This window comes from Lachnoclostridium sp. An138 (assembly GCF_002160765.1).
GTDB lineage: Bacteria > Bacillota > Clostridia > Lachnospirales > Lachnospiraceae > Laedolimicola > Laedolimicola faecalis.
Window position 1 is genome coordinate 47312 of sequence record NZ_NFLF01000012.1, and the last position, 25362, is coordinate 72673.

General features: G+C 50.8%; 24 protein-coding genes, 1 pseudogene and 1 riboswitch. Of the genes and pseudogenes, 1 reads left to right on the plus strand and 24 read right to left on the minus strand.

The window, feature by feature from the left end; genetic code table 11:
• Window positions 1-16 precede the first annotated feature (16 nt).
• The 7 genes and pseudogenes from B5E82_RS11020 to B5E82_RS11050 all read right to left on the minus strand — a co-directional run bounded on the left by B5E82_RS11020 (window position 17) and on the right by B5E82_RS11050 (window position 7636).
• Window positions 17-652, minus strand: coding sequence for a riboflavin synthase (locus B5E82_RS11020; protein WP_087307603.1), 636 nt, complete (start codon window positions 650-652; stop codon window positions 17-19).
• Window positions 633-1769 carry a bifunctional diaminohydroxyphosphoribosylaminopyrimidine deaminase/5-amino-6-(5-phosphoribosylamino)uracil reductase RibD gene (gene ribD, locus B5E82_RS11025; RefSeq protein ID WP_242966313.1) on the minus strand — a complete coding sequence of 379 codons (1137 nt, stop codon included), beginning with the start codon at window positions 1767-1769 and terminating at the stop codon, window positions 633-635. The genes B5E82_RS11020 and ribD overlap by 20 nt, the downstream gene beginning before the upstream one ends.
• A 273-nt stretch (window positions 1770-2042) precedes the next feature.
• Window positions 2043-2159: riboswitch (FMN riboswitch) on the minus strand.
• Window positions 2160-2411: 252 nt separating this feature from the next.
• Window positions 2412-2989, minus strand: a pseudogene (locus B5E82_RS18985) (PDDEXK nuclease domain-containing protein).
• Between the two features lie 204 nt (window positions 2990-3193).
• The gene (locus B5E82_RS11035; RefSeq protein WP_087307604.1) at window positions 3194-3532 is read right to left on the minus strand and encodes a nucleotidyltransferase domain-containing protein; all 339 of its coding nucleotides are present in this window, start codon (window positions 3530-3532) and stop codon (window positions 3194-3196) included.
• A 171-nt stretch (window positions 3533-3703) separates the two neighbouring features.
• The gene (gene tsf / locus B5E82_RS11040; RefSeq protein ID WP_087307605.1) at window positions 3704-4645 is read right to left on the minus strand and encodes a translation elongation factor Ts; all 942 of its coding nucleotides are present in this window, start codon (window positions 4643-4645) and stop codon (window positions 3704-3706) included.
• Between the two features lie 37 nt (window positions 4646-4682).
• Window positions 4683-5423: a 30S ribosomal protein S2 gene (gene rpsB / locus B5E82_RS11045; protein ID WP_162610765.1), complete on the minus strand. Its 741-nt coding sequence runs from the start codon at window positions 5421-5423 to the stop codon at window positions 4683-4685.
• 215 nt (window positions 5424-5638) lie between these two features.
• Window positions 5639-7636, minus strand: a complete 1998-nt coding sequence (locus tag B5E82_RS11050) for a hypothetical protein (protein WP_140393130.1) — start codon at window positions 7634-7636, stop codon at window positions 5639-5641.
• A 191-nt stretch (window positions 7637-7827) separates the two neighbouring features.
• On the opposite strand from B5E82_RS11050, the gene B5E82_RS11055 reads away from it, so the two are divergent.
• The gene (locus B5E82_RS11055) at window positions 7828-8766 is read left to right on the plus strand and encodes a DegV family protein (RefSeq protein ID WP_087307608.1); all 939 of its coding nucleotides are present in this window, start codon (window positions 7828-7830) and stop codon (window positions 8764-8766) included.
• Window positions 8767-8873: 107 nt separating this feature from the next.
• Here the strand turns inward: B5E82_RS11055 and B5E82_RS11060 are convergent, their stop codons facing one another.
• The 17 genes from B5E82_RS11060 to nusB all read right to left on the minus strand — a co-directional run bounded on the left by B5E82_RS11060 (window position 8874) and on the right by nusB (window position 25115).
• Complete coding sequence (locus B5E82_RS11060; RefSeq protein ID WP_087307609.1) at window positions 8874-9374, minus strand: hypothetical protein; 501 nt, start codon at window positions 9372-9374, stop codon at window positions 8874-8876.
• A gap of 176 nt (window positions 9375-9550) precedes the next feature.
• Entirely contained in the window at window positions 9551-10279 is a 729-nt protein-coding gene (locus B5E82_RS11065; RefSeq protein ID WP_087307610.1) for a LytR/AlgR family response regulator transcription factor, read from the minus strand.
• A 16-nt stretch (window positions 10280-10295) separates the two neighbouring features.
• Window positions 10296-11651: a sensor histidine kinase gene (locus tag B5E82_RS11070; RefSeq protein WP_087307611.1), complete on the minus strand. Its 1356-nt coding sequence runs from the start codon at window positions 11649-11651 to the stop codon at window positions 10296-10298.
• Window positions 11652-11983: 332 nt separating this feature from the next.
• The gene (locus B5E82_RS11075) at window positions 11984-12238 is read right to left on the minus strand and encodes a spore coat protein (protein WP_087307612.1); all 255 of its coding nucleotides are present in this window, start codon (window positions 12236-12238) and stop codon (window positions 11984-11986) included.
• Between the two features lie 12 nt (window positions 12239-12250).
• Window positions 12251-12439, minus strand: coding sequence for a hypothetical protein (locus tag B5E82_RS11080; protein ID WP_087307613.1), 189 nt, complete (start codon window positions 12437-12439; stop codon window positions 12251-12253).
• A 154-nt stretch (window positions 12440-12593) separates the two neighbouring features.
• Window positions 12594-14036: a glycogen synthase GlgA gene (gene glgA / locus B5E82_RS11085; RefSeq protein ID WP_087307614.1), complete on the minus strand. Its 1443-nt coding sequence runs from the start codon at window positions 14034-14036 to the stop codon at window positions 12594-12596.
• 166 nt (window positions 14037-14202) lie between these two features.
• Window positions 14203-15003: a sporulation transcription factor Spo0A gene (spo0A, locus tag B5E82_RS11090; RefSeq protein WP_087307615.1), complete on the minus strand. Its 801-nt coding sequence runs from the start codon at window positions 15001-15003 to the stop codon at window positions 14203-14205.
• Between the two features lie 141 nt (window positions 15004-15144).
• The gene (gene spoIVB / locus B5E82_RS11095; protein WP_087307616.1) at window positions 15145-16368 is read right to left on the minus strand and encodes a SpoIVB peptidase; all 1224 of its coding nucleotides are present in this window, start codon (window positions 16366-16368) and stop codon (window positions 15145-15147) included.
• A 117-nt stretch (window positions 16369-16485) separates the two neighbouring features.
• Window positions 16486-18171, minus strand: coding sequence for a DNA repair protein RecN (gene recN / locus B5E82_RS11100; protein WP_087307617.1), 1686 nt, complete (start codon window positions 18169-18171; stop codon window positions 16486-16488).
• 25 nt (window positions 18172-18196) lie between these two features.
• On the minus strand, window positions 18197-18661 hold the full coding sequence (locus B5E82_RS11105; protein WP_087307618.1) for an arginine repressor: 465 nt from the start codon (window positions 18659-18661) through the stop codon (window positions 18197-18199).
• A 28-nt stretch (window positions 18662-18689) separates the two neighbouring features.
• Window positions 18690-19562, minus strand: a complete 873-nt coding sequence (locus tag B5E82_RS11110; RefSeq protein ID WP_087307619.1) for an NAD(+)/NADH kinase — start codon at window positions 19560-19562, stop codon at window positions 18690-18692.
• A 16-nt stretch (window positions 19563-19578) separates the two neighbouring features.
• The gene (locus tag B5E82_RS11115; protein ID WP_087307620.1) at window positions 19579-20418 is read right to left on the minus strand and encodes a TlyA family RNA methyltransferase; all 840 of its coding nucleotides are present in this window, start codon (window positions 20416-20418) and stop codon (window positions 19579-19581) included.
• A gap of 12 nt (window positions 20419-20430) precedes the next feature.
• Window positions 20431-22299: a 1-deoxy-D-xylulose-5-phosphate synthase gene (gene dxs, locus B5E82_RS11120; protein WP_087307621.1), complete on the minus strand. Its 1869-nt coding sequence runs from the start codon at window positions 22297-22299 to the stop codon at window positions 20431-20433.
• Window positions 22300-22314: 15 nt separating this feature from the next.
• Window positions 22315-23199 carry a polyprenyl synthetase family protein gene (locus B5E82_RS11125; protein ID WP_087307622.1) on the minus strand — a complete coding sequence of 295 codons (885 nt, stop codon included), beginning with the start codon at window positions 23197-23199 and terminating at the stop codon, window positions 22315-22317.
• On the minus strand, window positions 23189-23401 hold the full coding sequence (gene xseB, locus B5E82_RS11130; RefSeq protein ID WP_087307623.1) for an exodeoxyribonuclease VII small subunit: 213 nt from the start codon (window positions 23399-23401) through the stop codon (window positions 23189-23191). The genes B5E82_RS11125 and xseB overlap by 11 nt, the downstream gene beginning before the upstream one ends.
• 2 nt (window positions 23402-23403) lie before the next feature.
• Complete coding sequence (xseA, locus tag B5E82_RS11135; RefSeq protein ID WP_087307624.1) at window positions 23404-24612, minus strand: exodeoxyribonuclease VII large subunit; 1209 nt, start codon at window positions 24610-24612, stop codon at window positions 23404-23406.
• Window positions 24609-25115, minus strand: coding sequence for a transcription antitermination factor NusB (nusB, locus tag B5E82_RS11140; protein ID WP_087307625.1), 507 nt, complete (start codon window positions 25113-25115; stop codon window positions 24609-24611). Before nusB ends, xseA begins: the two co-directional genes overlap by 4 nt.
• Window positions 25116-25362: the final 247 nt, after the last annotated feature.

Sequence of the window (25362 nt, forward strand, 5' to 3'; positions counted from 1 at the left end):
TGTCTGTCTTCCCCTTTCAAAATCCGTACTGTGACAGAAATTCCCGTGTTATGCCGCTCTCTGGGGACCGGCTCAAGAACCGCTCCACATATTTTCCGATGATGTCTGTCTCCAGGTTCACCGTATCTCCTGTCCGTCTTTCTCCCAGCGTCGTCTCTGAGGCTGTGTGAGGAATCACGGAGACGGAAAAATCTCTCTCTGTCACCGCCGCCACGGTCAGGCTGATCCCGTCCACCGCGGCAGAGCCCTTTTCCACAACGTACCGGAGAATGGAATCCCCCGCCCGGATTCTGTACCAGACAGCCGTATCATCCTTTCGGATCTCTGCAATGGTTCCGGTCCCGTCCACATGGCCTGCGACAATATGCCCGCCGAACCGCCCGTCCGCACGCATGGCCCGCTCCAGATTTACCCGGCTGCCTCCTGACATGCCTGCCAGGGAAGAGCGGTTCAGAGTCTCATGCATCACATCAGCCAAAAAGCCCTTTCTGTCAAAAGAAGTGACTGTCAGGCATACCCCATTTACAGCGATGCTGTCACCAACGCGCAGGCCTTCCAGCACTATCCGGGCTTCAATCTCCAGCACCGCCGAGCTGCGTCCTTTCTGAACCCGCCGGATCGTACCCACTTCCTCAATGATTCCGGTAAACATTCCCGCACACCTCACTCTCAATCAGAAAATCTTCTCCCAGCCTCACGACCCTGCTGTCTCTCAGAAGCACACCCTCATCCGGCGAAGGAAAGCCCGCTCCAGCCACCGGCGTCTTTGCTCTTTCTCCTCCGAAAAGCTTTGGGGCAATGTAAGCCTGCACTTTACTGACAATGCCTGTCTTCAGCGCCGACCAGTTCAGGGTGCTTCCTCCTTCCAGAAGAATGCTGTCTATCTTTTCCTTTCCCAGCTCTTCCATCAGCCATTCCAGATCCACCCTTCCTTCCCTCTCCGGCCCGGCCAGAATTCGGCAGCCTGCCCTGCGGTAAGGCTCCTGTCTCTCTTCCTGTCCGCAGCAGGTGGCGAAGATGGTGGGAACTTCTCCCGCAGTCCGGACAATCCGGGAAGACAGAGGCGTGCGAAGCCGGCTGTCGCAGATAATCCGCACCGGATTTCTCCCTCCCTCTATCCTGCAGGTGAGAAGCGGATCGTCCTTCAGTACCGTTCCGGCCCCTGCCATGATGGCCCGGTATCTGTGCCGCTGTCTGTGCACATGGGCTCTTGCCTCCCCGCCTGTAATCCATTTGGATGCGCCTGTACAGCACGCCGTCTTCCCATCCATGGTCATGGCATATTTCATCACCACAAAGGGACGCCCGGTCTGGATAAAATGGAAAAATACTTCGTTCAGCCCGCGGCATTCCTCTTCCAGCACATGCTCCTCCACCAGTACGCCATGCTCCCGCAGAATCCTGACTCCCTTTCCCGCCACCAGCGGATTGGGATCTCCCGAACCTATGATCACCCGGCGGATTCCTGCCTCCAGGATTGCATCCGTACAGGGCGGCTGTTTTCCATAGTGGCAGCAGGGCTCCAGCGTCACATACAGATCCGCGCCCCGCGGGTCCTCCCTGCAGGAAGCAAATGCGTTCCTCTCTGCATGTGCCTCCCCATACCGCTCATGAAATCCCTCTCCGATGATACGGCCTTCTTTCACAATCACCGCTCCCACCATGGGATTCGGTGAGGTCCAGCCCATTCCCTGTTCAGCCAGTTCCAATGCCCGCCGCATATAATCCCTTTCTGTCTTTTCTCCTTGTTCTGCTCTGTTCTCTTCCATCTCTTTTACCGCCTTCCTGTCCGCCTCGATACCGGGGCACACAAAAAGGCCCCGGATCGTTCCTCCAGGGCCTGGCTTTTTTCCTTTCTCTGCGTATCTTTGCGTATGGCAGAGCGATACAGTTACGGCTGTATTCACTCCTCCCTGCCAAAGAAAAAAGCTCTGAAACAGTTTCCTATTTCAGAGCATCAATTCTTCCGCAAAGAATGTATGGATTTCTTCTCTTGATCTCTTTTATCGATCTCTTCCATCAATCACTTCTATCCATACGCGTCATCTCTTCTTCCATCCAGACTATACTGTCGGTTTTGGAATCTCACCAAATCCTGCGCTCTCGCGCTCGCGGACTTTACCGCCGATCGGGAATCTCACCCTGCCCTGAAGATTATATTTAATTCTTTTATACGGTATCACATTTCTTATCGGATGTCAAATAAGTTTTATTTGCCAGCCATCTGTTTTGCGACCTTTTATTTTCTCGGATTGTCTCAAATTATTACAAATACTGAATCTCCAATGATTCTACATAATTATTTTCAGCTTATCCCCCATTTTTCTATTTGGAGAATATATGATTCTTTTTCTTCTACAGAGTTGCTTCTTAAAAAATCTATTTGGGGGGATTTCTTTTCCCCCAAATGACTATGACTCTCCAGAACTATCTTTTAATATATTAGATACCAATCGTTCTAAATCTTCTCTGTTTGGTAAATATAACTCATACTTTGAAACAAACAGATTACTATCCATACCATAAGTCGCATATTCAACTAGCAATTCATCTTTATTTCTACTCATAATAATCCCAATCGGGGCGTTATCATCCGGCATATTCTCCTCCGTAGCAAAATACCCCAAATACATATTCATCTGTCCTATATCTTCATGCCTTACAGAATCTTTCTTTAAATCTATAAGAACAAAGCATTTTAAAATTCGATGATAAAATACTAAATCCACATGATAGTGTACATTATTAATGGTAATTTTGTATTGCCTTCCTACAAAAGTAAAACCTTTCCTAATTCCAAAAGAAATTTTTGGAGATTATTAATTAGTCTTTGTTCCAAATCGCTTTCCGTATACTGACTTGATTCCGGTAGATTTAAAAACTCTAATGTATATGTGCTTTTTATAACATCTCCTGGTTTCTGAACCTCTATTCCTCGTTGTGCTAATGATAAAATTCCTTCTTTATCTCTGCTTACTGCCAGACGCAAAAATAAAGCCGAGTCTATCTGTCGCTGAAGTTCTATAACACTCCAATTTTCATTAACAGTCTGCCGCTCAAAAAGCTCCTCTCCAAATCGTCATCAAGTTTAATTAGTTCACAAATATGCGACCAGCTTAATTTGTCAGACACCGTCTGACAAATTCATCATTTACACAATAATTCCTGCCAAATGAAATTTATGTCATCCAAATCATGCTGCATACAATTCTACTCCTTCCTTCTTAACATTGTTATAGAATGGATATGCCCTGATCCATTTATTAAAATGATCCAAATTTTTCACAATGGGCATGATTTGCAAATCGTTATCGAAATTATAATCAACTGTCAGGTCGGAAAGCATATGCCCCCTACTTCTTATCTCATCATCCGATAAATCCACCAGAATCATAATATCAATATCTGAATCCGGTCTGAAATCGCCTCGCGCATAAGAATCATATAAGATTATCGTTCTCAGCTTGTCCCCATAAATTTTGTGTACATCCTCTACATATTTTTTCAGTACTTCAGTTAAAATCTGAGGCATACTCTCCCTCCTTCCTGCTGTTCTTTCTACCTATAGTATATCCATTCCACAGAGCAAAATCAACCAACTATTCCATTATGTATTTCCCTTTATACTATAAAAACCCTTACAAGCGGTGCAAAATCACCACTCATAAGGGTTTTTTTTCAAAATCTCAATGCAAAATTCAAATTATTTGCCAGCCATCTGCTTTGCAACTTCCTCAGCAAAGTTCTCTTCCTTTTTCTCGATTCCCTCGCCGGTCTCAAAACGAACGAAGCCTTTGATGGTGATCTTCGCGTTGTTCTCTTTTGCCACCTGCTCTACGTACTTGCCTACAGACTGCTTTCCATCCTCAGCCTTTACATATACCTGATCAAGCAGACAGATCTCCTTGAGCTCTTTGTTGATGCGGCCCTGGATCATGCCCTGGATAACCTTTTCCGGCTTCTGGGACTCCTTCGGGTCGTTCTGAATCTGAGCCATCAGGATCGCTTTTTCTTTCTCGATGTAATCCGGCTCCACCTCAGCATCGCTGGTGTACAGCGGCTTTAAGGCTGCTGCCTGCATAGCCACATTCTTTGCCATCTCTTTTACAGCATCGTTTACCACGTCTGTCTCAACATCTACCAGAACGCCAATCTTGCCACCCGCATGGATATAAGAAGCGATGAAACCATTCTGCTCCTCCATCTGACGGAAACGACGGATGTTCATATTCTCACCGATAACGGCGATCTGAGAAGCCAGGGCCTCTTTTACTGTCAGAGACGGATCTTTCTCCCACTTCTCCTCCAGGAATCCCTCGATATCGGAAGCGGTAGTCTTCAGTGCCTGTGCAGCCACATCTGCCACATAAGAACGGAACTTCTCGTTCTTTGCAACGAAGTCAGTCTCAGCATTTACCTCTACGGCAACCGCCTTGTGTCCGTCCTCTGTCGCGCAGATATCTACGATACCCTCAGCAGCGATACGGCCTGCCTTCTTCTGAGCGCTGGCAAGTCCTTTTTCTCTCAGCCAGTCTACAGCTGCGTCCATATTTCCTTCGGTAGCGGTCAGGGCTTTCTTGCAGTCCATCATTCCGGCACCGGTCATCTCTCTTAACTCTTTTACCATTCCTGCTGTGATTGCCATTTTTCGTTCCTCCAAATTATTTCTTCGTATTAAACGCTTACTCTTCTACAGCCTCTTCTGTCTCCTCGTAAGCTTCCTCTGCTACTTCCTCAGCTGCTCCCTGGTTTGCCTCAACCACAGCGTCTGCCATTGTGGAAACGATCAGCTTTACAGCACGGATAGCATCATCGTTACCCGGGATCACATAATCCAGCTCTTCCGGATCACAGTTGGTATCAGCAATTCCGATCAGCGGAATGCCCAGTGTATGTGCTTCCTGTACGCAGATTCTCTCCTTCTTCGGATCTACTACAAAGATGGCATCCGGAACTTTCTTCATATCCTTGATTCCGCCCAGGTTCTTCTCAAGCTTCTCCCACTCCTTCTTCAGTGCGATAACTTCCTTCTTGGGCAGTACATCGAAGGTTCCGTCCTCAGACATCTTCTCGATCGCTTTCAGACGGGCGATTCTGCTCTGGATAGTCTTGAAGTTGGTCAGCATACCGCCAAGCCATCTCTCATTTACATAGAACATACCGCAGCGCTCTGCTTCTGTCTTAATAGCGTCCTGAGCCTGCTTCTTGGTTCCTACGAACAGAATGGTTCCGCCCTGTGCGGCAATGTCAAATACAGCCTTATATGCTGTGTCTACCATTCCTACAGACTTCTGCAGGTCGATGATGTAGATGCCGTTACGCTCGGTATAGATGTACGGAGCCATCTTGGGGTTCCAGCGTCTTGTCTGATGTCCGAAATGAACACCTGCTTCCAGTAACTGCTTCATTGAAATTACACTCATGATTCTTTCCTCCATTTGGTTGATCTTCCGCAGGCTTCCGCACCGTGAAATACCAGAGCTCCGCTCCGACACCGTCCCCGGTTCCACCCGCGTGTTTTTTCACTAACTCTGAAAGTATAGCACAGGAAAAGGGCCATTGCAAGCCCCTTTTTGCCTGATTTTGCAGGATTTTATAAGGATTTTTAAGCTCTTACTTTCTGGTTTTGCAGACTGCTTTACTCCTGCATTTCTCTGTGCTGCACTGTGCCGATTTCAGCGGCCCCTGTAATCCTGTACACTCTTTCATATTCCGCTCCTGACACCAGATAACCGCTGATTTCATAATCATATAGTCCCGTGGCAGACAATACCTGTATGATATTCTGTCCGTCTGCCTCATCCACCCAGAGCATCATGGGCCTTCCCCCGCCGCTCCAGACAGCCTCCTTTACAGCTTCCATTCCTTCTGCCTCACATGAGAAATGCAGGCCGTCCTCCGTATAAAAGTTTGGACTCAGCCAGACAGCTTTTTGGTACTGTTCCTCTGTTCCGTCATTATTCAGATCACAAAGGTACGTCTGATTATCGTCTCCGGCTGCCTGCTGTTCTGCGCTGCCCGTCCATTTCCAGCTTTCCCCTAGTCCGGCCGGCTCCTGGTACTCGGAACCAGCAGCCGCAGCCTGTTCTGCCAGCGCCCTCCACTGCTCTCCCTGGCATTCTTCCACATTTACCTGACAGCTCTCCGGAACCATTCTGACAGACGCCTGTTCCACCAGTTCCCCGTTTTCATAGTAATACAAATCTGCGCCGTTATACAGCTTTCTCCCGTAATCCCAGGTGGTAAGCCAGAGATAATTTTCCCCTTCAAAAGAAAGCACGCAAAATTCCTCTCTGACACACTCCATCTGGCTCGTTCTTTCATAGGTTCCGTCTGCCTTACCTTTAAAAAGCACATAGCTGAAAAAGCCGCCGCTTCCGCCCTCGTCTCTTCCCATCAGCAGATCAGAGATGCCGTCATTGTCCAGATCCGCCTCCAGCACAGCGAAACCGCCCTTGAACGGTCCCACATATACGTTCCTCATTTTTGCAAGCTCTGCATGAATCCACGGGTTTGCCTCTCCCAGCTCCAAAGCCTCTTCCTCTGAAAGCTCCCGGTCGGTTCTCAGCCCGACAAGCGTCTCATATTCTGTCCCTTCCTCGAATGCCCTGCCGATCAGATCCAGAAACTCCTGAGGAATCTGATAAGCCCCATCCGCCTCGTCCTCCGGCTCCCGTTCTGCGCTTTCCAGTCCGTATTGTGCTAGCTCTGTGCCTGCAGGCCTGTACCGTTGCTTCTCCCTGTCCCAGATATACAGCTCATTTCTTCCCAGTCTTAAATCAAGACAGCCGTCCGAATCTATGTCTGCAAAGTCTTCCTTTCCTGGAAGCCAATCAAAATCCAGTTCCTGAAAGGGTTCCTCATATTCCCCACAGCGGTACAAAAAGAGAGCGTTATCCCCGTCTTCATTCAAGTCCGAACAAAATAAGAGCCTTCTTCCCTCCTCTGGTTCCGCCAGCATGCAGGAGGCGCCGCTTTCTTCATACCAGATCGCTTCACCTGTATCCGTCCATCGGACACGTTGTTCTTCCACCAGACTGCTGATGCTGAACTCTTCCTCAGCCCGAATCTCCCAGAGCAGATAAACTTCACTCTCCCTCACCAGGATAAGGCACTGCCAGTCCTCTGTTTTCAGCTGGAAACTGTAATCCTCTTCTGACTCCAGCTTCAACAGAGTAGCCATTTCTTCTTCCTGATACTCTTCCAAGAGGGCTGCCGCCAGAGAAAGCTCTTCTTCATACTCCGCCTCATAGCATTCCAGCCGGATAAAGGGCGGCAGCAGAGCATCTTCCGGTTCCAGACCCGAAAGCTCCATTTCCACCCCTGCATCCCCTTCTCTGCCTTCACACAAATCGGCCTCAACGCCTTCCGGCAGTACGATTTCCAGGCTGCCAAAAATCACTTTATTTTCCTGTATGGCAGCCTGCTGCCGTTTTTCCCGAAGAAGCGCAGACTGACGCTCCCAGGTCTTTGTCTCTGACATTTCTGCCGTTTCCGGAAACTTTTCCTCCATATCTCCTGAATCTGCTCCACCCAGGACTTCTCCACCCTGAGCGCATCCCCATAGTCCTGACGCTCCGGCTGCCATCAGCAGTACCAGCAGCATGATATTCCAGTCGTACTTTTTCCTTTTCATCTTTCTCCCCCACACATATACCGGCCTCTTTATATCAAAAGTATCTCATATCACAATCTGGCCTGCAAGCGCTATAGCGCAATATTTTCAAAATAATCCACATTTTATTCAAAATTGTATATTCGATTAAATTATGTTAAAATAAACAGCACAACAACAGTAACTTCTCATTTACAACAGGAGGGAAGCGTATGAATCCAGAATTTTGCATTGTGAGCGATGGTTCCTGCGACATCCCGGAAGCGCTCGCAAAAGAAAATGATATCGATATCGTCCATTTTCTTGTCTCTTTCAACGGTTCTGACTATCAAAAAGAAGGCGTGGAGCTGGAACTGCCGGAGTTCTATCAGCAGATGGTCTCCTATCCGGACGTCTATCCAAAGACAGCGGCTCCCTCGCCGGAAGATTTTTACGCCGTCTTCAAAAAAAGAGCAGAGAAAGGACAGGATATCCTGTGTATCTGTATTTCCACAAAGCTGAGTTCCTCGGTCCAGTCTGCGGAAATTGCCCGGCAGATGCTGGCTGAAAGCTATCCGGATACCCGGGCCGTCGTTGTGGACTCTCTCTGCTGTACGTTGATGCAGAGCGCCTTTGTGCTGGAGCTTTGCCGCATGCGCGACGCTGGCTGTTCTCTCGACGAGGTTCTTGGGGCAGTCGATGCCCTGCGCAAATCCGGCCGCATTCTGTTCACGGTGGGAGACCTGAATTATCTCCAGCATGGCGGCCGAATCGGAAAGGTGGCCGGCATAGCCGGAAATCTGTTGGACTTAAAGCCGCTCATTACACTGGAGGACGGAGAGATCCATTCCTCCGGCATCAGACGCGGCCGCCGGAAATCGCTGGCTGGCGTCGTAGAGCTTCTGGTTTCTTACCTGAAGGAACAGAACTGTACGCCGGATGACTGCAACATTCTGATCGGCTATGGTTATAATCCGAAAGAGGGAATTCTTCTGCAAGAAATGACCAGAAAACGTCTGGCAGAAGAATTCGGCCCTCAGAGCACTCTTCCGGCCTTTCAAATCGGAGCCACTATCGCAGTCCACGCCGGCCCCTATTCCATCGGGTACGGACTGGTGCACAGAAGCGACAGGCTGAAATCAAACATTCCACAGCAAGCTGGCAGGGCATGAAAACAATGAACGCAGTCAAGCTGAGGGAGGCTTTACACCCACAGGGATTTATCCTCACGGCGCTCGCCAAATAGACATACGGGCGCAAGGTTAAAAAGACTGCAGGTTCACGCAGTCTGCTCCCTTCTGCCTGGCAGAGCCTTCAGCGCAGTCAGGGTCGCATCCAGATTTGCACGGTGCCAGTTTGCAGTCTTCAGCGGGCCTGCTCCCCCTATGCCGGAGCCGAAACCGCTCATGCCCACCGACAGCGTGCCGGAAGTGCGGAACTCACTCAGCTCCTTCTGCTGGGCCGAGAGGGCGATGAGCCCATCGTCTGTGTCCAGTTCAATACGCCAATTGAACATGTCTTCCTTTATCTCCACCCTGCGGATGCTGGTATAGGGGATCTCCAGAGCCACGTTCTTCTTCAGCATAAAGGACATCCGTCCAAAAGGCAGCAGTACCAGAGATTTTTCACACATCTGCAGAGCAAAGAACTCATTGGAAAAAAATCTGGCAATCTTCTCGCTCAGGTTGGCGGGAGCGTAGGTAACGATGATGGCGCGGTCGGGAATGGGGTTGTAACCGGCTTCCCTGACGAACTCAGTAACAAATTTTTCAGCAGGCATATCTGACATCTCCTTTTAAGTATCTTAATTACCGTATGGTCTGGTTTGTTTTGATGATTTGAGTATAACAGACAAAAGGAGTCAGGCGTCAAATCTTTCGCCAACGGTTTTTTTCGCTTCGCCAAATGCAAAATCCCCCGCAGCGCTGCCGGTGAGGCCGCGTTGCGGGGGAAAAATCAATCTGCCCGGTATTCACTTTTTGCCTTTCGGGATAAAAGACATGTCTCACCATTATCCAGCTCCACCGTCTGCTCCTTCAGATGTACGGCCCGTATGCGGGAGCGGTTCACAAGAAAGCTGCGGTGGCAGCGCCAGAAGCCATCGCCAAGCTGCTGTGTAAAATGGCCGAGGCTGCTGTTGAATTCCAGCAGCTCGTCATCCAGGTGCATACGCAGCGTATGGCGGATTCCCACGGCTTCAAGATACAGAATGTTTTCCACCGGAATATGACGTACGGTATCCAGAATTTTCACCGTACAATAGCTGCCCTGCCCCGGCTGCTGGGCCTGCATTCTCTCCTGAATACTTTCCAGGCATTTCTGTACCCGTCCTGTCATGGCGCCACGGCTGCCCTTGACGATATAATCAAGAGCTTCCAGCCGCAGACGGAACGTCTCAAAGGCCAGATCGCTGTGAGCGGTGATAAATATAATAAATCCCCGCGGATCATACTGGCGCAGCTTTTGTGCCAGCACCAGGCCGCTCATCTTACCGGGAAAATCAATGTCCAGAAAATAGATGGCAGGCACTGAAGCTTCCCTTTGCGCCCTCAGCAGCTCATCCGGGTCCTCCAAAGCGCGCACCGGCCCCATATCACAGTCCAGAATCAGGATCTGGCTGTCAACGATCTGCGTAAGATTTTCCCGAATGAACGGTTCGTCATCACAAACATAAACCGGAATCATAGTTTCTCCTCCATACTCAGGTTGCCGGAATGTGCAGCTCCTGCACGAACATTCCGTCTTTCAGGTAGGTGCGGGCCGCACAACCGCGGCATCGGGCCACAATGCGCCGGTAGCTGGCAAGCCCCGTGCCATGACCGCTGCCTTTGGTGGTGTAACCCTTTTTCGCCACGGCTGCAAGATCGGGCGCTTTTTCATAATTATTCGCCACAGCCAGATACAATTTCTTTTCCTCCTGCAGCACAACTACCCGCACCTGCCCATTCTGTTCAGGAACCGCCTCGATGGCGTTATCCAGCAGAACGCCCAGGGCCCGCAGCAGATCATCTGTGTCCATGCCTAAATTTCCCTGCACCGGAGCCAGCGCTTCCAACACGCCCTTAATATGCATCTGCCGCATTTTTGCAAGCTTTGCTGTCAGCAGGCTGCGCAGCGGATACAGATGAATATTGTTCAGTCCGTCCATCTGGGCAATCTCTGCTCCCAGCTTTTCATCAAAATAGCTGCTGGTCCGTTTCATGAAGTCCTGAATTCCGTCCAGATCTCCCTCCTGCGCCTGCAGCGTAAGGCCGGAAAAAAGATTAGTGAAATCATGGCGGAAAGCCCGGATCTCCTGCTGCAGCTCTTCCAGCAGCGCCATATGAGCCTGCTGCTGTAAAATGGTCTCCTCCTGCGCCCGGATCTTATCCTGGCCTGCAGTGTACATGGCGGCAAACTGCAGGAAAAACAGCCCCGCCACAATAAGAGCAGAAAAAAAGGTGGCATACCCTGCGTCCGGAGTAACATCTGGCACAATCAGCTGCAATACCGGCATGGTACACATCAGCGCGTAACAGACAAGCAGCGTCAGCACCGCCCGTCCCCTGCTGCGGAACATGGCAGAAAAGTATCTATAAAAGCCGGACTTCTTTAAAATCAGGGCTGTCAGCCATGCCAGCACCACTGTGAGGGTATAGGGCACATACAGCCGCACAAAGGCCAGAACATGCTGCCGATCAAACAGAGGCGCATACTCCTCCACCATCTGCACCATCAGAGAATTGGCCGTATTGGTAATGAAAGTGCTCAGAACAGACGCAGTGAACGTGTGCAGGAACGGGATGTGACAGGCTTTGAACAGCAGAAAGCCCAGAATCAATGCCATAACTGTATAGCAGACGGTATCATACAGGTCAGATGCAGCATTCTCCGTACCTGCCGTGAAAGCATAAATCAGCATGGTAAGCCACTGTGCCGCCTCCCCGCAGAGCAAAAAGATTCCCAGTGATTTCCAATGCGTTTTACGGCCCAGGATGCCTGCGGCCAGAATATACAGCGCCAGGACCATCATCCCCATCGTAAAGGCTACGGTTCCCAGTCGAAATGCCAAACTCATAGCATAATTCCTTTCTCATCTAAACTCGCCAGCGCAGGATGGCTCCCCTTATCTCCCTTTATCTTCCTTTATCATCATTTACATTTTTTATGAAAGAACCGGAGCTCTGCTCTGAAATGAACAGGAAAACGGCGTCATCTCCGCTGCAGCCTCGACTATTATACATCCGGCTGGAAACAGCCGTCAACAATACACTTTTTGCACACGCAAAAAGGACCGGCGCATCCGCATGATCCAAATCGCATGATTCAAATCACAGATGCGCCGGCCCTCTGCGTTTTACCTGCAGGCTTTTCCGGCACAGACCCCAGCGGAACCTGACGCTGCGCTCCTTACAGCGTTCCTTCCGTAAACAATGCCTTTACATGGGCTATCTCCTCTGCCGTTGCCTGGGCAGCCGGAACATAATACTGCTTTGCCCGGGCAATCTGGTAAAGCTCTTCCTGAGACATCTCACACTTGTTGCGGATCTCCTTAAGCGTCTGCTTCAGAGCCGGGTTCTCTGTCTGAGGGATCATGTCTCCAAACATTTTCAGTTCGCCATTGATTCCTGTCAGCGCGTCCGATACCATGGTCTTTTCATCCATCTTCACGACCTCCTAACCTAAAAAGTGCATGAGCTGCTGCTTGTTTTCCTTTGCAGACTGAGCTGCTTTCAGAAAAAACTGTTTGATCTGCTGATCTGAAGCCTGATTTGCGTACTCAGTCATTTTACAGCAGCTGGTGTCATAGCCTCCGAGCAGGTGGCGGAGATTCTGCACGTCCAGTTCCGATAATTGTGGTGTCATAAAAAATCCTCCTTTTCCGGTTTACACTTTTAGTATCCTGGAAAAGAAGGATTTTATACGCCTTCCGGACAAATCCGAAAGGAAAGATATTATTTTTCAGCCGGCTTCCCCGGCAAATGCTCCAGTGGCATTTTCACGCAGCAGTATCCATCCGTCAGCCTGCCAGCCAGTCGTACATCTCCGCATACTTCTTCGCTGAATTATTCCAGGAGAAGTCAGCTGCCATGGCGCGGTCTACAATCTTATTCCACTCGCGCTTTCTGTCATAATAGATACGCTCCGCATAGCGCACTGTATTCATCATTTCATGGGCATTGTAGTTCGTAAAGCTGAAGCCTGTTCCGGTATTTTCATACTCATTATATGGCTGAACCGTATCCTTCAGGCCTCCGGTCTCGCGGACGATCGGAACCGTACCGTAACGGAGGCTCATCAGCTGGCTCAATCCGCAGGGCTCAAACTGAGAAGGCATCAGAAATGCGTCACAGGAGCCGTAAATCTTATGGGACATGGCTTCGGAGTAGAAAATATTGGCCGATACTTTACCCTGGTACTTCCAGGCGAAGTGGCGGAACATATTTTCATAGCGCTCTTCTCCCGTTCCCAGAACCACGATCTGAATCTCATCCTGGCAAAGCTCATCCATTACATAGGCAATCAGATCAAATCCCTTCTGATCGGTCAGACGGGATACAATGCCGATCATCATCTTCTTCGGATCTACAGTAAGGCCCAGCTCCTCCTGAAGAGCTACTTTATTCTTTACTTTTTCCTTACGGAAGTTCACGGCGTTGTAATTGCGTACCAGGAACTTATCTGTCTCAGGGTTATATTCATCATAATCAATTCCGTTCACGATTCCGCGCAGGGAATTGGAGCGGGCGCGCAGCAGGCCGTCCAGATGCTCTCCATAATAGGGCATCTTAATCTCCTCTGCATAAGTATCGCTTACCGTCGTCACCGCGTCCGCGTAAACGATGCCGCCTTTCAGGTAATTGGCGTCCCCATAAGCCTCCAGCTTGTCAGGTGTAAAGTAAGAAGCCGAAAGACCTGTGATATCCTTAACCGTCTTCATATCCCAGATTCCCTGGAATTTCAGATTGTGAATGGTCATAACTGTCTTGATTCCCTGGAAGAACGGATTGTTCTGGAAGGAATCATTGAGAAATACCGGCACAAGACCTGTCTGCCAGTCATGGCAATGGATAATATCCGGACGGAAATTCAAGGAGGGCAGAGCCGAAATGGCAGCTTTGGAGAAAAATGCAAATTTCTCTATGTCCTCATAAATATTTCCATAAGGCTTGGGGCCCGCAAAATAATATTCATTGTCAATGAAATAGAATTTGACTCCGTCATATTCCATTTCCAGGACACCGACATACTGGCTGCGCCAGGCCAGGTTCATGTAAAAATGCGTCACATAATTCATCTTGTCCCGCCACTCCTGCTTAATGCAGAGATATTTGGGAATCATAACGCGAATATCATACTGCTCTTTATCAAAATATTTCGGCAGAGAGCCGACCACGTCTGCCAGTCCTCCGGTTTTGATAAAGGGAACCGCTTCTGAAGCAATAAATAAAATCTTTTTCACTGCATTTCCTCCCTGTTTCGGTAAAATTCTGTATTTATTATACCTCATTTGCAGTGTATTTTAAAGATAAATTTGTGCAGATTCTACATTTTTACTCACCAGTTCAGCCATGCTCCCGGTTTTTCCGGGCTGCATGGCTGAACAGTTCTGCTGCAGTGAAATTCTTTCAGGAAACCTTCGCCTTATACTCCAGACGAATCCGGTCCGCAATCAGAGCGATGAACTCCGAATTGGTGGGCTTTCCTTTTCCGTTGCTCACCGTATAGCCGAAAAGCTCATCAATCGTATCCATCTTTCCGCGGCTCCAGGCTACCTCGATGGCATGACGTATCGCTCTTTCCACCCGGCTGGGCGTCGTCTGATGGTTCTTGGCGATGGTGGGATACAGAATCTTGGTGATGGAATTGAGCATTTCCATGTCCTGTACCGACATCATAATCGCATCTCTCAGATACTGATACCCTTTGATATGAGCCGGGACTCCGATTTCATGAATCATATTGGTGACATCCGTCTCCAAATCCCGCTCCTCACAGGGACGCCGCCGCTCCGCCTGAGCCTCCCGGGCCGGCGCCAGTATCTTTTCTCCCCGGTTCCGGATGCTCCGGAGTCTTCCCAGCAGCATCTCGTTGTTGAATGGTTTCATAATATAATAATTTGCTCCAAGAGCAAACGCGTCCTCTGTCACCGCTTCCTGTCCAATGGCAGAAAGCACGATAAAAGCCGGCATCTTCTTTAAAGATGTATCGTTTTTCAGCTTTTCCAGAACCCCCAGTCCATCCATCTTCGGCATAATCAAATCAAGGAGAACCACATCCGGAGTGCTTTTCTTTATCATTTCCACAGCGTCTTCTCCATTTCCTGCTGTTCCCACAATCTCCATATCATTTTCTGTACGGATCAGCGCGTTCAGCATTTCCACAATTCTTTCATTATCGTCAGCGATTGCCACATTCAGTTTTTCCATTTCTACCTCCCCAGAATTACATTTTTCAACTTTTCAACACACCGGCGCTACCCGTTTATTATACCGAAAAGTCCTTTTTTCCTGCAATTCCCTATCGCTCTCCTTTTTGGGACAGCACAGGACAGCTTTCGACAATTCTCCCTAAATGTCTACGTGCTCCAGCATATTCTCGATGAAAATTCCAAAACCTTTTGCGGAATCCTGGACAAAGACATGCGTTACCGCACCGACGATCTTTCCGTTCTGAATGATGGGGCTTCCGCTCATCCCCTGGACGATGCCCCCTGTCAGCTCCAGCAGCTCCGGGTCTGTAACTTCCAGGACAATTCCTTTATTCACATCCTCTTCATTGCGGTGGACTTCCACGATCTCCACCTGATAATCCTTTACTTCCCCGCTCACTGAGCTTCTGATCCAGGCCTTTCCAGGCTCAATCTCCTGTTTATAACCGGCCTGCAGCATTTCCGTTCCCAGGCTGTCTATGAGCCGGCTGCTGGCGCTGCCGAAGATTCCGGCTTCCGTATTCTCCGCAATGGTTCCGCAGATAAAGCTGTCCCGGTATCGAATCAGCCCCGACAGTTCTCCCGGCGTTCCTGCTTCCCCCTTGTGTATATTGATGATGGTCGTGTCATAAAGCTTTCCCTCAGAGGGCTGAAGAAGGGTTCCTGTATCCACATCGTTGATTCCGTGTCCCAGCGCGCCGAAGCCTCCTCCTTCTGTCAAAAAAGTCAGCGTACCAATTCCCTGGGTATTATCCCGTACCCAGATTCCCAGCTTGTATGCATTCTCCTCCGTCTGCACTGCGTTCAGCTTCACCTGTATTTTCTCTCCATCCCTTTCCAGGTCCAGCACAACCTCTTCTCCGCCGCAGTCATTGACGGCCTCTATCAGCTCTTCTTTTTCCATGATTTCCTGTCCGTTCACTGCCCGGATATAATCGCCGCCCTGGACAATCCGAAGGGCGGGCTCATAATTCAGGCCATCCATTCCGGTCACAGTGCCGGTATCGATAATCAGGACTCCCTTTGTCTCCAGATAGATTCCGATAGGAATCCCTCCCGGTATCACATACACCGGGTCGCGAATCTCCACCTGAGTCTCCTTCATTGGGAAAAGCCCAAGATATTTATAGGAAATGGTATAGCTGTCAGAAGCGAATGCGTTAGCGGAAGCCTCTGCCATATCCGCTTTTACTTCTTCTGTCACCAGAGGACTTACCCGGTCCGGCCTGGCTTCTCCTTCTGTCTGAATATAGGAATCCGGAATGCGGTCCCGTATCTGTATATAATTCAGTACCCCAAGGCCCGCCAGGCACAAAATCAGTATGCCCGACAGAAAAAGGCGGTATTTTTTTCTGAAATCCATTGTTTCACATCCTCTGCGTCCATAATGTCCTTTCCAAAACCAAAAAGGAGGATGCAAAAGCTTTTGCACCCTCTTTTAGTATGTGAAATATGGATTTTGTTACTCTAGCACATTTTGTCACCGGCTCTGCTTTCTCTCCAGCGCCAGCGCGCGCATCTCTTCCGCATTTTTTGTAACCGCGTCCGTAATCTCCGCTCCACCCAGAATTCGGGCCAGCTCCTCAATGCTTTCTTTCTCGCTGAGCCGGCGGATCTGGGTCCGCGTCTCTCCTTCCTCCACCTGCTTCTCAATCCGGTAGTGGCTGTCAGCCATGGCCGCAATCTGAGCCAGATGCGTAATGCAGATGACCTGTCTGGTCCGCCCGATCAGCATCATCTTTTCCGAAACCTTCTGAGCCGTCCTTCCGCTGATGCCCACATCGATCTCGTCAAAAATCACCGTGTCAATCTCATCCCGGTCAGCCAGAACCGTCTTAATCGCCAGCATAATCCGTGACAGCTCGCCGCCGGAGGCAATCTTCATCAGCGGCCGCAGCGGCTCGCCGGGATTGGTGGAAATCAGGAATTCCGCGGAATCTTTTCCCTGCGCTGTATATTCCGGCAGTTCCTCAAAAGCCATTTCAAACTCCACGTTCAGAAAATTCAGATCAATCAGATGTTCTTTGATCTTTTCGCAGAGCATTTTCCCGTAACGCTGCCGTATTCCGGAAGCCTCCGCGCAGAGGTCCTGGAGCTCTTCTTCCGCCTTTTTAAGCTGCGCCTCCAGATCCTGAAGATACCGGTCGTAATCCTGCAGGGCAGCCAGACGCTGTTCCTGCTTTTCCTGATAAGCCAGAATCTCTTCCAGCGTATGTCCATACCGGGATTTCAGATAGTTCAGAAGATTCAGCCTTTCCTCTGTCTCTGAAAATTCCTTTTCGTCAAACTCCAGGGAAGTGAGATAATCCGACATCTCCCGGTTGAAATCATTCAGAAGTCCGTCCACATCTGAAAGCAGAGACGCCAGCCCGGAAAGCTCCTCGTCAAAGGAGGCTGCGCTCTGAAGCTCCCGGACTGCTCTTCCAATGACCGCGCCGGCTCCCGATTCTTCCTCGTAGCCTGTCAGGGCATAAGCGCTGCCTGCCGCTTCCATCAGCTTCCGGGCATTGGTCATCCTGCGGTAGCGCCGCTCCAGCTCTTCATCCTCTCCCGGAACGAGCTCCGCTTTTCCGATTTCATCCGTCTCAAACTCCAGAAGAGAGATTTCCCGCAGCCGGCTCTCCTCGTCCATCTGAGCTTCCTGAAGCTGTTTCTTCAGCTTCTTCCAGTTCTGAAACGCTCCCGCCAGCTTTTCCTTCACCGGCCCCAGCTCTTCCTTCGCAAATTCATCCAGAATTTCCAGATGCTTTTTCTTCTGAAGCAGGGACTGATGCTCGTGCTGTCCGTGCACGTCAATCAAAAGCGAAGCCGTCTCTCTCAGCTGGCTTAAGGTTACTGTCTCGCCATTGATTTTATTTATACTTCTTCCATCCGATATTTTTCTGGAAATAATTACCTGGTCTTCTTCCGGCGTAATGCCCAGTTCCAGAAGCTTTTCTTTCTGTTTTTCCCGGTTCACAAGAAAAACCAGCTCCGCCAGTCCGTAATCCGCTCCGGGGCGTACCATTTCCCTGGATACCTTTCCCCCGAGGGCCAGACTCACAGAGCCAATCACAATGGATTTTCCCGCTCCCGTTTCTCCTGTCAGGATATTGAGTCCTTCTGTAAAATCGATCTCCACCTCTCGAATCAGAGCCAGATTTTTCACATGCAGATGTGTTAACATATCCTCTCCTTACCGGGTTTCATAGTCAACTGTTCCTCTTACCGCCATTCAGCGCCCTGCGCAGCTTTTCCATAACCAGCATGGCATCATCCGCCGTGCGCACCGCGCAGAATACCGTATCGTCTCCGGCAATGCAGCCTGCGATTTCCTGCCAGTTTAAAGCGTCCAGCGCCGCAGCCACAGCCATGGCCATACCGGATACTGTCTTGACCACCAGAATATTCTGGGCCATATCCATAGACAGAAAGCCTTCCCGCAGAATTCCGATGTATTTATCTCCCAGCTGGCTTCCCGGCCCGGGAACGATCACATAGCGCTGCCGCCCGTCCACTGTCATCTTTGTAAGCTTCAGTTCCCGGATATCCCGGGAAACAGTGGCCTGTGTCACGCGGAATCCCGCCTCGTTCAGCCTGCCTGCCAGTTCCTCCTGTGTTTCTATGGCATACTTCCCTATCAGCTCTATGATTTTTGCATGCCTTTCAAGCTTCATCCTCTGCTTCCTCCCACCTGATCTGCCGTTAATTTGCCCGCATCTTATTGCGCAGGACTTCCAGAAAACTGATTTTGCTGATTTTCAGAATATTTACCGTCTTTTCGGATCTCCGGATATCCACACAGTCCCCTGTCTCCACCGGGACCAGCACATCTCCGTCGAAGGTGACGAAGGCCTGCTCTTTATCATTTCTGCGGCCGGACCCGATATGAACCGTTACCCTGTCCCCGCCCGACAGCACAATACTTCTGGCCGTCAGTGTATGCGGACAGACCGGCGTCACCACAATCATGGATGCCATAGGAGAGATAATGGGACCTCCCGCTGACAGACTGTAGCCTGTGGAGCCTGTCGGCGTGGAGACAATGATTCCATCCGCGGAATACCGGTTCAGAAATTCACCGTTTACACTGATCTCATAATCGATAATCCTTAAAGTTCCGGCCCTGTTCACCACAATATCATTGAGCGCGATATTCTGCGCCGGACCTCCGTTTCTCCTGTGGACGCACCCTTCCAGAAGCATCCGCGGCTCAATGGTATAGTTGTCGAGAAGCAGGCTGTCCAGCGCATCCGGAATGCCGGACTTTTCAATCTCCGCAAGAAAACCCAGCGTGCCCAGATTGATGCCCAGAAGCGGTATCTTCCGGTTAACGGTATCTCTGGCCGCCTGAATCATAGTGCCGTCGCCGCCCAGCACCAGAATACATTCCGTCCCTTCGGGAATCCAGGATTCATCCGTGTATTTGAAATGACTGCCATCCGGGGGCTCTCCCTTTCCCTGGTACTCACGGACAATACATTCGCAGCCTCTCGCCTTCAGGTACTCGTAAATCTCCCCGGTAGTCTTCAGTTCCTTATCTTTTTCACTGTTCGTAATGATGTAGAATCGATTCATGCCAAGTCGTCCTCTTCTAAGCCAGCTCCTTATGCGCCTCTTCCACAATCTGCTCCGGGTCCATTCCTTCCGGAAGGGCTGCTCTCACCTCTTCCCAGGCAGGAATCTCCTCCAGCTCCTTCCGCTCTGTCTTCTGAAGCCAGGCCAGATACTCAATATTCCCCTCCGGCCCCTTGATGGGAGAAAACTCCAGCGCCAGGATGTCAAAACCAATGGACCAGGCATAAGCCAGCACCTGGCAGATCACCTCAAGATGCGTGCTCTTTTCCCGGACTACGCCCTTCTTTCCCACCTTTTCTCTGCCTGCCTCGAACTGAGGCTTAATCAGAGCCACCACCTGTCCATCCGCTGTCAGAAGCTCCCTTACCGGCCTCAGTACCTTGGTCAGAGAGATAAAAGCCACATCAATGGACGCAAATGCCGGAGGCTCTTCAATCTGTTCGGGAAGCAGGTAGCGGATATTCGTCTTCTCCATGCAGACTACCCTCGGATCGCTTCGGAGCTTCCAGTCCAGCTGGTTCGTCCCCACGTCCACAGCATAGACCTTCGCGGCCCCGTTCTGAAGCATACAGTCTGTAAAGCCGCCTGTAGAAGAGCCCACGTCCATACAGATCTTTCCTTCCAGCTTCAAGTCAAAATGGGCCACCGCCTTTTCCAGCTTCAGCCCTCCCCGGCTCACATAGCGCAGCTTCTGGCCATGTATCTCTATAGGGGCTGCCTCGTCAAACATGGAACCCGCCTTATCTTCCCTCTGTCCCTTTACAAAGACCTTTCCTTCCATAATCACGGCCTTGGCCTTTTCCCGCGATTCCGCCAGTCCCCGGTTCACGAGAAGCACATCCAGCCTCATCTTCATGTCCTCTTCTCCTTACATCTGACCGATATAATCTGTAATGATCCGCTTGGCAATCAGTTCCGGATCAAGTCCGACTTCTTTATAAAGCAGATCCACATTGCCGTGCTCCACATACTCATCCGGAAGGGCCACGTTCAGCACCTGCAGCGGAAGCTCCCGATCTGACACATATTCCAGCACATGATCGCCAAAGCCGCCGTTTCTCACATTTTCTTCCATGGTTACTGCCAGCCTGTGGTTTTTCGCCAGATCCTCCAGCAGTTCTTCGTCAATGGGCTTCACAAAGCGCACATTGACAAGGGTGCAGCTGTATCCCGTCTCCTTCAGAACATCCCGCACCTTTTCCGCCATCTTTACCATGCTTCCCACAGCAAGCAGGGCGATGTCCGCCTCTTCGTAAATCATCTCGCTGCGGCCGTACTCCACGGGAGCCCGGAATTCCTGCAGTCCGTCATAAGCCTCGCCTCTGGGATACCGGAGCGCAATGGGACCGTCATAATCCACGGCAAATTTCAGCATATCCGAAAGCTCCCATTTATTCTTTGGAGCCATAACAGTCATGTTGGGAATACTTGAAAGATAGGAAAGATCAAAGATTCCCTGATGAGTCTCTCCATCGCTTCCCACCAGTCCAGCCCTGTCAATGGCAAAGACCACGTGCAGGTTCTGAATACAGACATCGTGGAGAATCTGATCATAGGCCCTCTGCAGGAAGGAAGAATAAACCGCCACCACAGGCTTCAGCCCGCCCGCCGCCAGTCCTGCCGCAAAGGTCACCGCATGCTGCTCCGCAATTCCCACGTCAAAAAACCGGTCCGGGAACATATTCCGGAAGCGCTTCAATCCCGTTCCATCCGGCATGGCGGCTGTAATTGCCACCACTTTATCATCCCGGTCGCCGAGTTTGCGCATAACCGTGGAGAAAATATCCGTATAATTCGCCTTTGTCCTCTTATGCTTGGGAAGTCCCGTCTCAATCTCAAAGGGCTCCGCCCCATGAAACCGGGAAGGATGCCGCTCTGCCGGAGCGTAGCCTTTTCCCTTCTTGGTACAGACATGAAGCAGAACCGCGTGGCGGATCTTTTTCGCGTCGTTAAAGGCCCGGATCAGCTGCTCCATATTGTGTCCGTCCACAGGCCCCAGATAGGTGATACCCATATTTTCAAAGAACATGCCCGGAATTACCAGCTGCTTAAGGCCGCTCTTGGTCTTTTTCAGCTGACGGACCAGCCCTTCTCCGTAAACCGGTATCTTTTCCAGCGTATTCTGAAGTCCTTCTTTGAAATTGTTGTAACCTTCCGCGGACCGAAGCCCGTTCAGGTACTGGGAGATGCCGCCCACGTTCTCGGCAATGGACATCTGGTTATCATTCAGCACAATGATAAAATTGCTTTTCAGCTGGGAAGCGTTGTTCAGCGCCTCAAAGGCCATTCCTCCAGTCAGGGCTCCGTCTCCAATCACGGAAATCACGCTGTAATTTCCGCCCAGCAGATCTCTTGCCTTCACCAGTCCGATTCCCGCCGAGATGGAGGTGGAACTGTGTCCTGTATCAAAGCAGTCGCAGTCGCTTTCCTTGCGCTTGGGGAAGCCGCTCATTCCCCCGTATTTCCGCAGCTCGTCAAAGCCGGCCTTCCGACCGGTGAGAAGCTTATGGGTATAGGACTGATGGCCCACATCCCACACCACCTTGTCCTGCGGAAAATCAAAGGCCAGGTGCATGGCCATGGTCAGCTCCACGACGCCGAGATTCGAGGCCAGATGACCGCCGGTTACACTGATTTTCTCAATCAGGAACTCCCGGATCTCCTGTGCCAGGGCATTCCACTCATTTTTATCCAGCTTCTTGATATCATTCACCTGATTGATCTGCTCCAGATACATGATTTCACCTCTGTTTTATTTTTCTCTCGTGATCAGCATGCGAATCAGTTCTTCCAGAAACTCATTCCGGTAATTTAATGACCTCAGCGTCTCCAGCGCCCGCTCTGAGACTGCTTCCACGTCCGCTCTGGCCTTGTCCAGTCCTTCCAGCGTCACGTAGGTAGTCTTATTGTTTTTGTCATCACTGTGAATGGGCTTTCCCAGCACCTCCAGCGTGCTGGTCACATCCAGGATATCGTCCTGAATCTGGAACGCCAGTCCCACGTCGCCCGCCACGCGCTCAACAGCTGCCAGCTCCTCATCGGAAGCTCCCGCCAGCACGGCTCCAATCATCATGGACGCCTCAATCAGCGCGCTGGTCTTCAGCCGGTAGATAAAATTCAGCTTTTCCCTGGAGAGAGGCTGTCCCTCTGATTCCACATCCACCACCTGGCCGCCAATCATGCCGTAAATGCCTGCCTTCCGGGCAAGGATCTGCATGGCTCTGGCCGTGCGGGAACTCACCTCTATAGCAAAAGCTTCCGCAGCTGTCTCGAATGCCAGGTTCAAAAGAGCGTCTCCGGCCAGAATTCCCATGGCTTCCCCGTAGACTGCATGGGTCGTCTTCTTGCCGCGCCGGTACTCATCGTTGTCCATAGCCGGCAGATCATCGTGGACCAGGGAGTAAGTGTGAATCATCTCTATAGCCGCCATAAAGGGCTTTACCAGCTCACCTTCACCGCCGAACATCCGGCAGGTCTCCTGCATCAGCATGGGGCGGAGCCTCTTTCCTCCGGCCAGCACGCTGTAATTGACTGCTTCCAGCACCGTCTTCTGAAATCCCGTCTCTTCCGGAAGATACCCTTTGATAATCTCCTCGATCTCTCCGGTTCTTTTCTGAAGCTCTTCCTTAAAATTCATCCAGTCCGCCCTCCTCGTTCATCACAAGCATTTTTTTCTCTACCTTATCCAGCTTATCGCTGCAGTATTTCAAAAGCTTCGTGCCCTCTGTATAGACCTTGAAGGATTCCTCCAGGGACACGTCCTTATCCGACAGCTTCTCCAGCATCTCGTCCAGCTGGGCAAACGCTTCTTCCAGCGTCTTCTCTTTCTTTCCTGCCATAACTATCCTCTCTTAAGCCTTGTCCGGCTCTCCACCACTGCTGTATACATGCCGTCCGTCACATGGATCTTCAGCTTCTCTCCTTCAGCCGCCTGATCGATCCTAGTCACCGCCCGGCCGTCCTGACCTTCCGTATAGGAATATCCCTGCTGCAGCTTCAGAAGCGGCGAAAGACCGTGCAGCCGTTCCGCCAGCAGCGCAAGACGGTTCTTCCGGTCTGCCAGCTTATCCTTCATGGCCTGGGAAAACCGGTTCTGCAGATCCGCCTGCCGCATTCTCCGCTCAAACAGCTGCTGTCTCGGGCTGGACTGGGCCAGCCTTTTCTGGAGCTCCGCCAGTCTTCTCCTGTACTGCTCGATTCTCCACTCAAAAGCCTGAGAAAGTCTTTTCCGGTAAGTGTCCATCCGTTCGGTAATTTCCCGGATATCCGCCACCGCAAGCTCTGCCGCCGCCGAGGGTGTCGGAGCCCGCAGATCTGCCACAAAATCCGCAATCGTCGTATCTGTCTCATGACCCACCGCCGAAATCACCGGCGTCCGGCATTCAAAAATGGCCCTGGCCACCTTCTCTTCATTGAATGCCCAGAGATCCTCGATGGAGCCTCCTCCTCTTCCCACAATCAAAACATCCAGATTCAGCGCGTCCAGAGCCTCTATGCCCCGGACAATACTGTCTGCCGCCCCCTCGCCCTGCACCTGGGCCGGATAGAGAATCAGCTGTATATAAGGATTCCTGCGCAGGGCAATGTTCCTGATATCCTGCACCGCCGCACCTGTGGGGGCCGTGACGACTCCAAGCTTCCGGACATAAAAAGGAATGGGCTGCTTGTATTCCTGGGCAAACATCCCCATTTCTTCCAGCTCCGCTTTCAGTTTCTCATAGGCTTCGTAAAGACGGCCTGTCCCATCCTGGAGGATTTCCCGCGCGTAGAGCTGATAGCTCCCGGCCCTCTCGTAAACACTGACGCTGCCCAGCACGATCACTCTCTGACCGTCCCGCATAGGAAAAGAAAGCCCTTTTCTCTGCCCGGCAAACATAACGCAGGAAAGCGTACCGCTCTCATCCTTCAGAGAAAAATAAATATGCCCCGAACTGTGATATTTGCAGTTGGATACCTCTCCCTTCACATAAATCCGGCTCAGCATGAAATCCTGGGTGAACATATTCTTGATGTAGGCGTTTACCTGAGCCACTGTATAGACATTTTTCATTCCGCAGCCTCTGTCTCTGCCTTTTCTGTCTCCATCTCCGCTTCAGCGGTTTTCTCTTCTTTTTCTGCCTCTGCTTCAGCGGCTTTCTCTATCTCCGCCTTCTCCATCTTGCCGATTTTCCCGAGAACTCCGTTCACAAACGCCGGTGATCCGTCTCCGCCAAACTTTTTCGACAGTTCTACCGCCTCGTTGACCGCCACGCCCACCGGCACATCCTCGTCAAACTCCATCTCATAGACCGCAAGCCGCAGAATGGCCAGATCGGTCTTTCCCATACGGGATACCTTCCAGCCCTCCGCTGCCTCTCCCAGAAGCCTGTCTATCTCCGGAAGCCTTTCCATGATCCGCTCATACTTCTTCTCCATGTATGCCTGATCCCCTTCGGAAAGCTCCGGAAGGCTTTCGAAAAACAGCCGCATCTGCTCGGGCATCTCTTCCCGTTCATTAAATTCCACCCGGAACAGCAGCTCAAATATATGTTCTCTCAACTCTCGTCTTTTCATTTCTTTCCGTCCTGATTTTCTATAGTCTTACCTGCTGGATAACAGATAGTCAAAGACCCCGATGCAAGCATACAAGGCATCAAACTAGAAGCGATGCAAGCATCGGGGTATTTGACCCTGGCGGCGTTCACCAAATGGACGCGCAAGCGCAAGGTCAAGAAGGCGGCCTGGGCCGCGTCCGCCTGGCGAACTGCCCGCGGGAATAAAGCGGGCAAGCCCACATCAGCTTCCCTGCCCTTTCCGTCTC

Bases quoted from the DNA above. Each gene is read 5' to 3' on its own strand.
- ribD (WP_242966313.1), bottom strand. From the start codon at position 1,769: ATGGAAGAGAACAGAGCAGAACAAGGAGAAAAGACAGAAAGGGATTAT.
- recN (WP_087307617.1), bottom strand. From the start codon at position 18,171: ATGTTAACACATCTGCATGTGAAAAATCTGGCTCTGATTCGAGAGGTG.
- nusB (WP_087307625.1), bottom strand. From the start codon at position 25,115: ATGAAAAGACGAGAGTTGAGAGAACATATATTTGAGCTGCTGTTCCGG.
- spoIVB (WP_087307616.1), bottom strand. From the start codon at position 16,368: ATGGATTTCAGAAAAAAATACCGCCTTTTTCTGTCGGGCATACTGATT.
- B5E82_RS11020 (WP_087307603.1), bottom strand. From the start codon at position 652: ATGTTTACCGGAATCATTGAGGAAGTGGGTACGATCCGGCGGGTTCAG.
- rpsB (WP_162610765.1), bottom strand. From the start codon at position 5,423: ATGAGTGTAATTTCAATGAAGCAGTTACTGGAAGCAGGTGTTCATTTC.
- B5E82_RS11110 (WP_087307619.1), bottom strand. From the start codon at position 19,562: ATGAATCGATTCTACATCATTACGAACAGTGAAAAAGATAAGGAACTG.
- B5E82_RS11055 (WP_087307608.1), top strand. From the start codon at position 7,828: ATGAATCCAGAATTTTGCATTGTGAGCGATGGTTCCTGCGACATCCCG.
- B5E82_RS11115 (WP_087307620.1), bottom strand. From the start codon at position 20,418: ATGAAGATGAGGCTGGATGTGCTTCTCGTGAACCGGGGACTGGCGGAA.
- tsf (WP_087307605.1), bottom strand. From the start codon at position 4,645: ATGGCAATCACAGCAGGAATGGTAAAAGAGTTAAGAGAGATGACCGGT.
- B5E82_RS11065 (WP_087307610.1), bottom strand. From the start codon at position 10,279: ATGATTCCGGTTTATGTTTGTGATGACGAACCGTTCATTCGGGAAAAT.
- xseA (WP_087307624.1), bottom strand. From the start codon at position 24,612: ATGAAAAATGTCTATACAGTGGCTCAGGTAAACGCCTACATCAAGAAT.
- xseB (WP_087307623.1), bottom strand. From the start codon at position 23,401: ATGGCAGGAAAGAAAGAGAAGACGCTGGAAGAAGCGTTTGCCCAGCTG.
- spo0A (WP_087307615.1), bottom strand. From the start codon at position 15,003: ATGGAAAAACTGAATGTGGCAATCGCTGACGATAATGAAAGAATTGTG.
- B5E82_RS11050 (WP_140393130.1), bottom strand. From the start codon at position 7,636: ATGAAAAGGAAAAAGTACGACTGGAATATCATGCTGCTGGTACTGCTG.
- B5E82_RS11070 (WP_087307611.1), bottom strand. From the start codon at position 11,651: ATGAGTTTGGCATTTCGACTGGGAACCGTAGCCTTTACGATGGGGATG.
- B5E82_RS11075 (WP_087307612.1), bottom strand. From the start codon at position 12,238: ATGGATGAAAAGACCATGGTATCGGACGCGCTGACAGGAATCAATGGC.
- B5E82_RS11060 (WP_087307609.1), bottom strand. From the start codon at position 9,374: ATGCCTGCTGAAAAATTTGTTACTGAGTTCGTCAGGGAAGCCGGTTAC.
- B5E82_RS11125 (WP_087307622.1), bottom strand. From the start codon at position 23,199: ATGAATTTTAAGGAAGAGCTTCAGAAAAGAACCGGAGAGATCGAGGAG.
- B5E82_RS11035 (WP_087307604.1), bottom strand. From the start codon at position 3,532: ATGCCTCAGATTTTAACTGAAGTACTGAAAAAATATGTAGAGGATGTA.
- B5E82_RS11105 (WP_087307618.1), bottom strand. From the start codon at position 18,661: ATGAAGCTTGAAAGGCATGCAAAAATCATAGAGCTGATAGGGAAGTAT.
- B5E82_RS11080 (WP_087307613.1), bottom strand. From the start codon at position 12,439: ATGACACCACAATTATCGGAACTGGACGTGCAGAATCTCCGCCACCTG.
- dxs (WP_087307621.1), bottom strand. From the start codon at position 22,299: ATGTATCTGGAGCAGATCAATCAGGTGAATGATATCAAGAAGCTGGAT.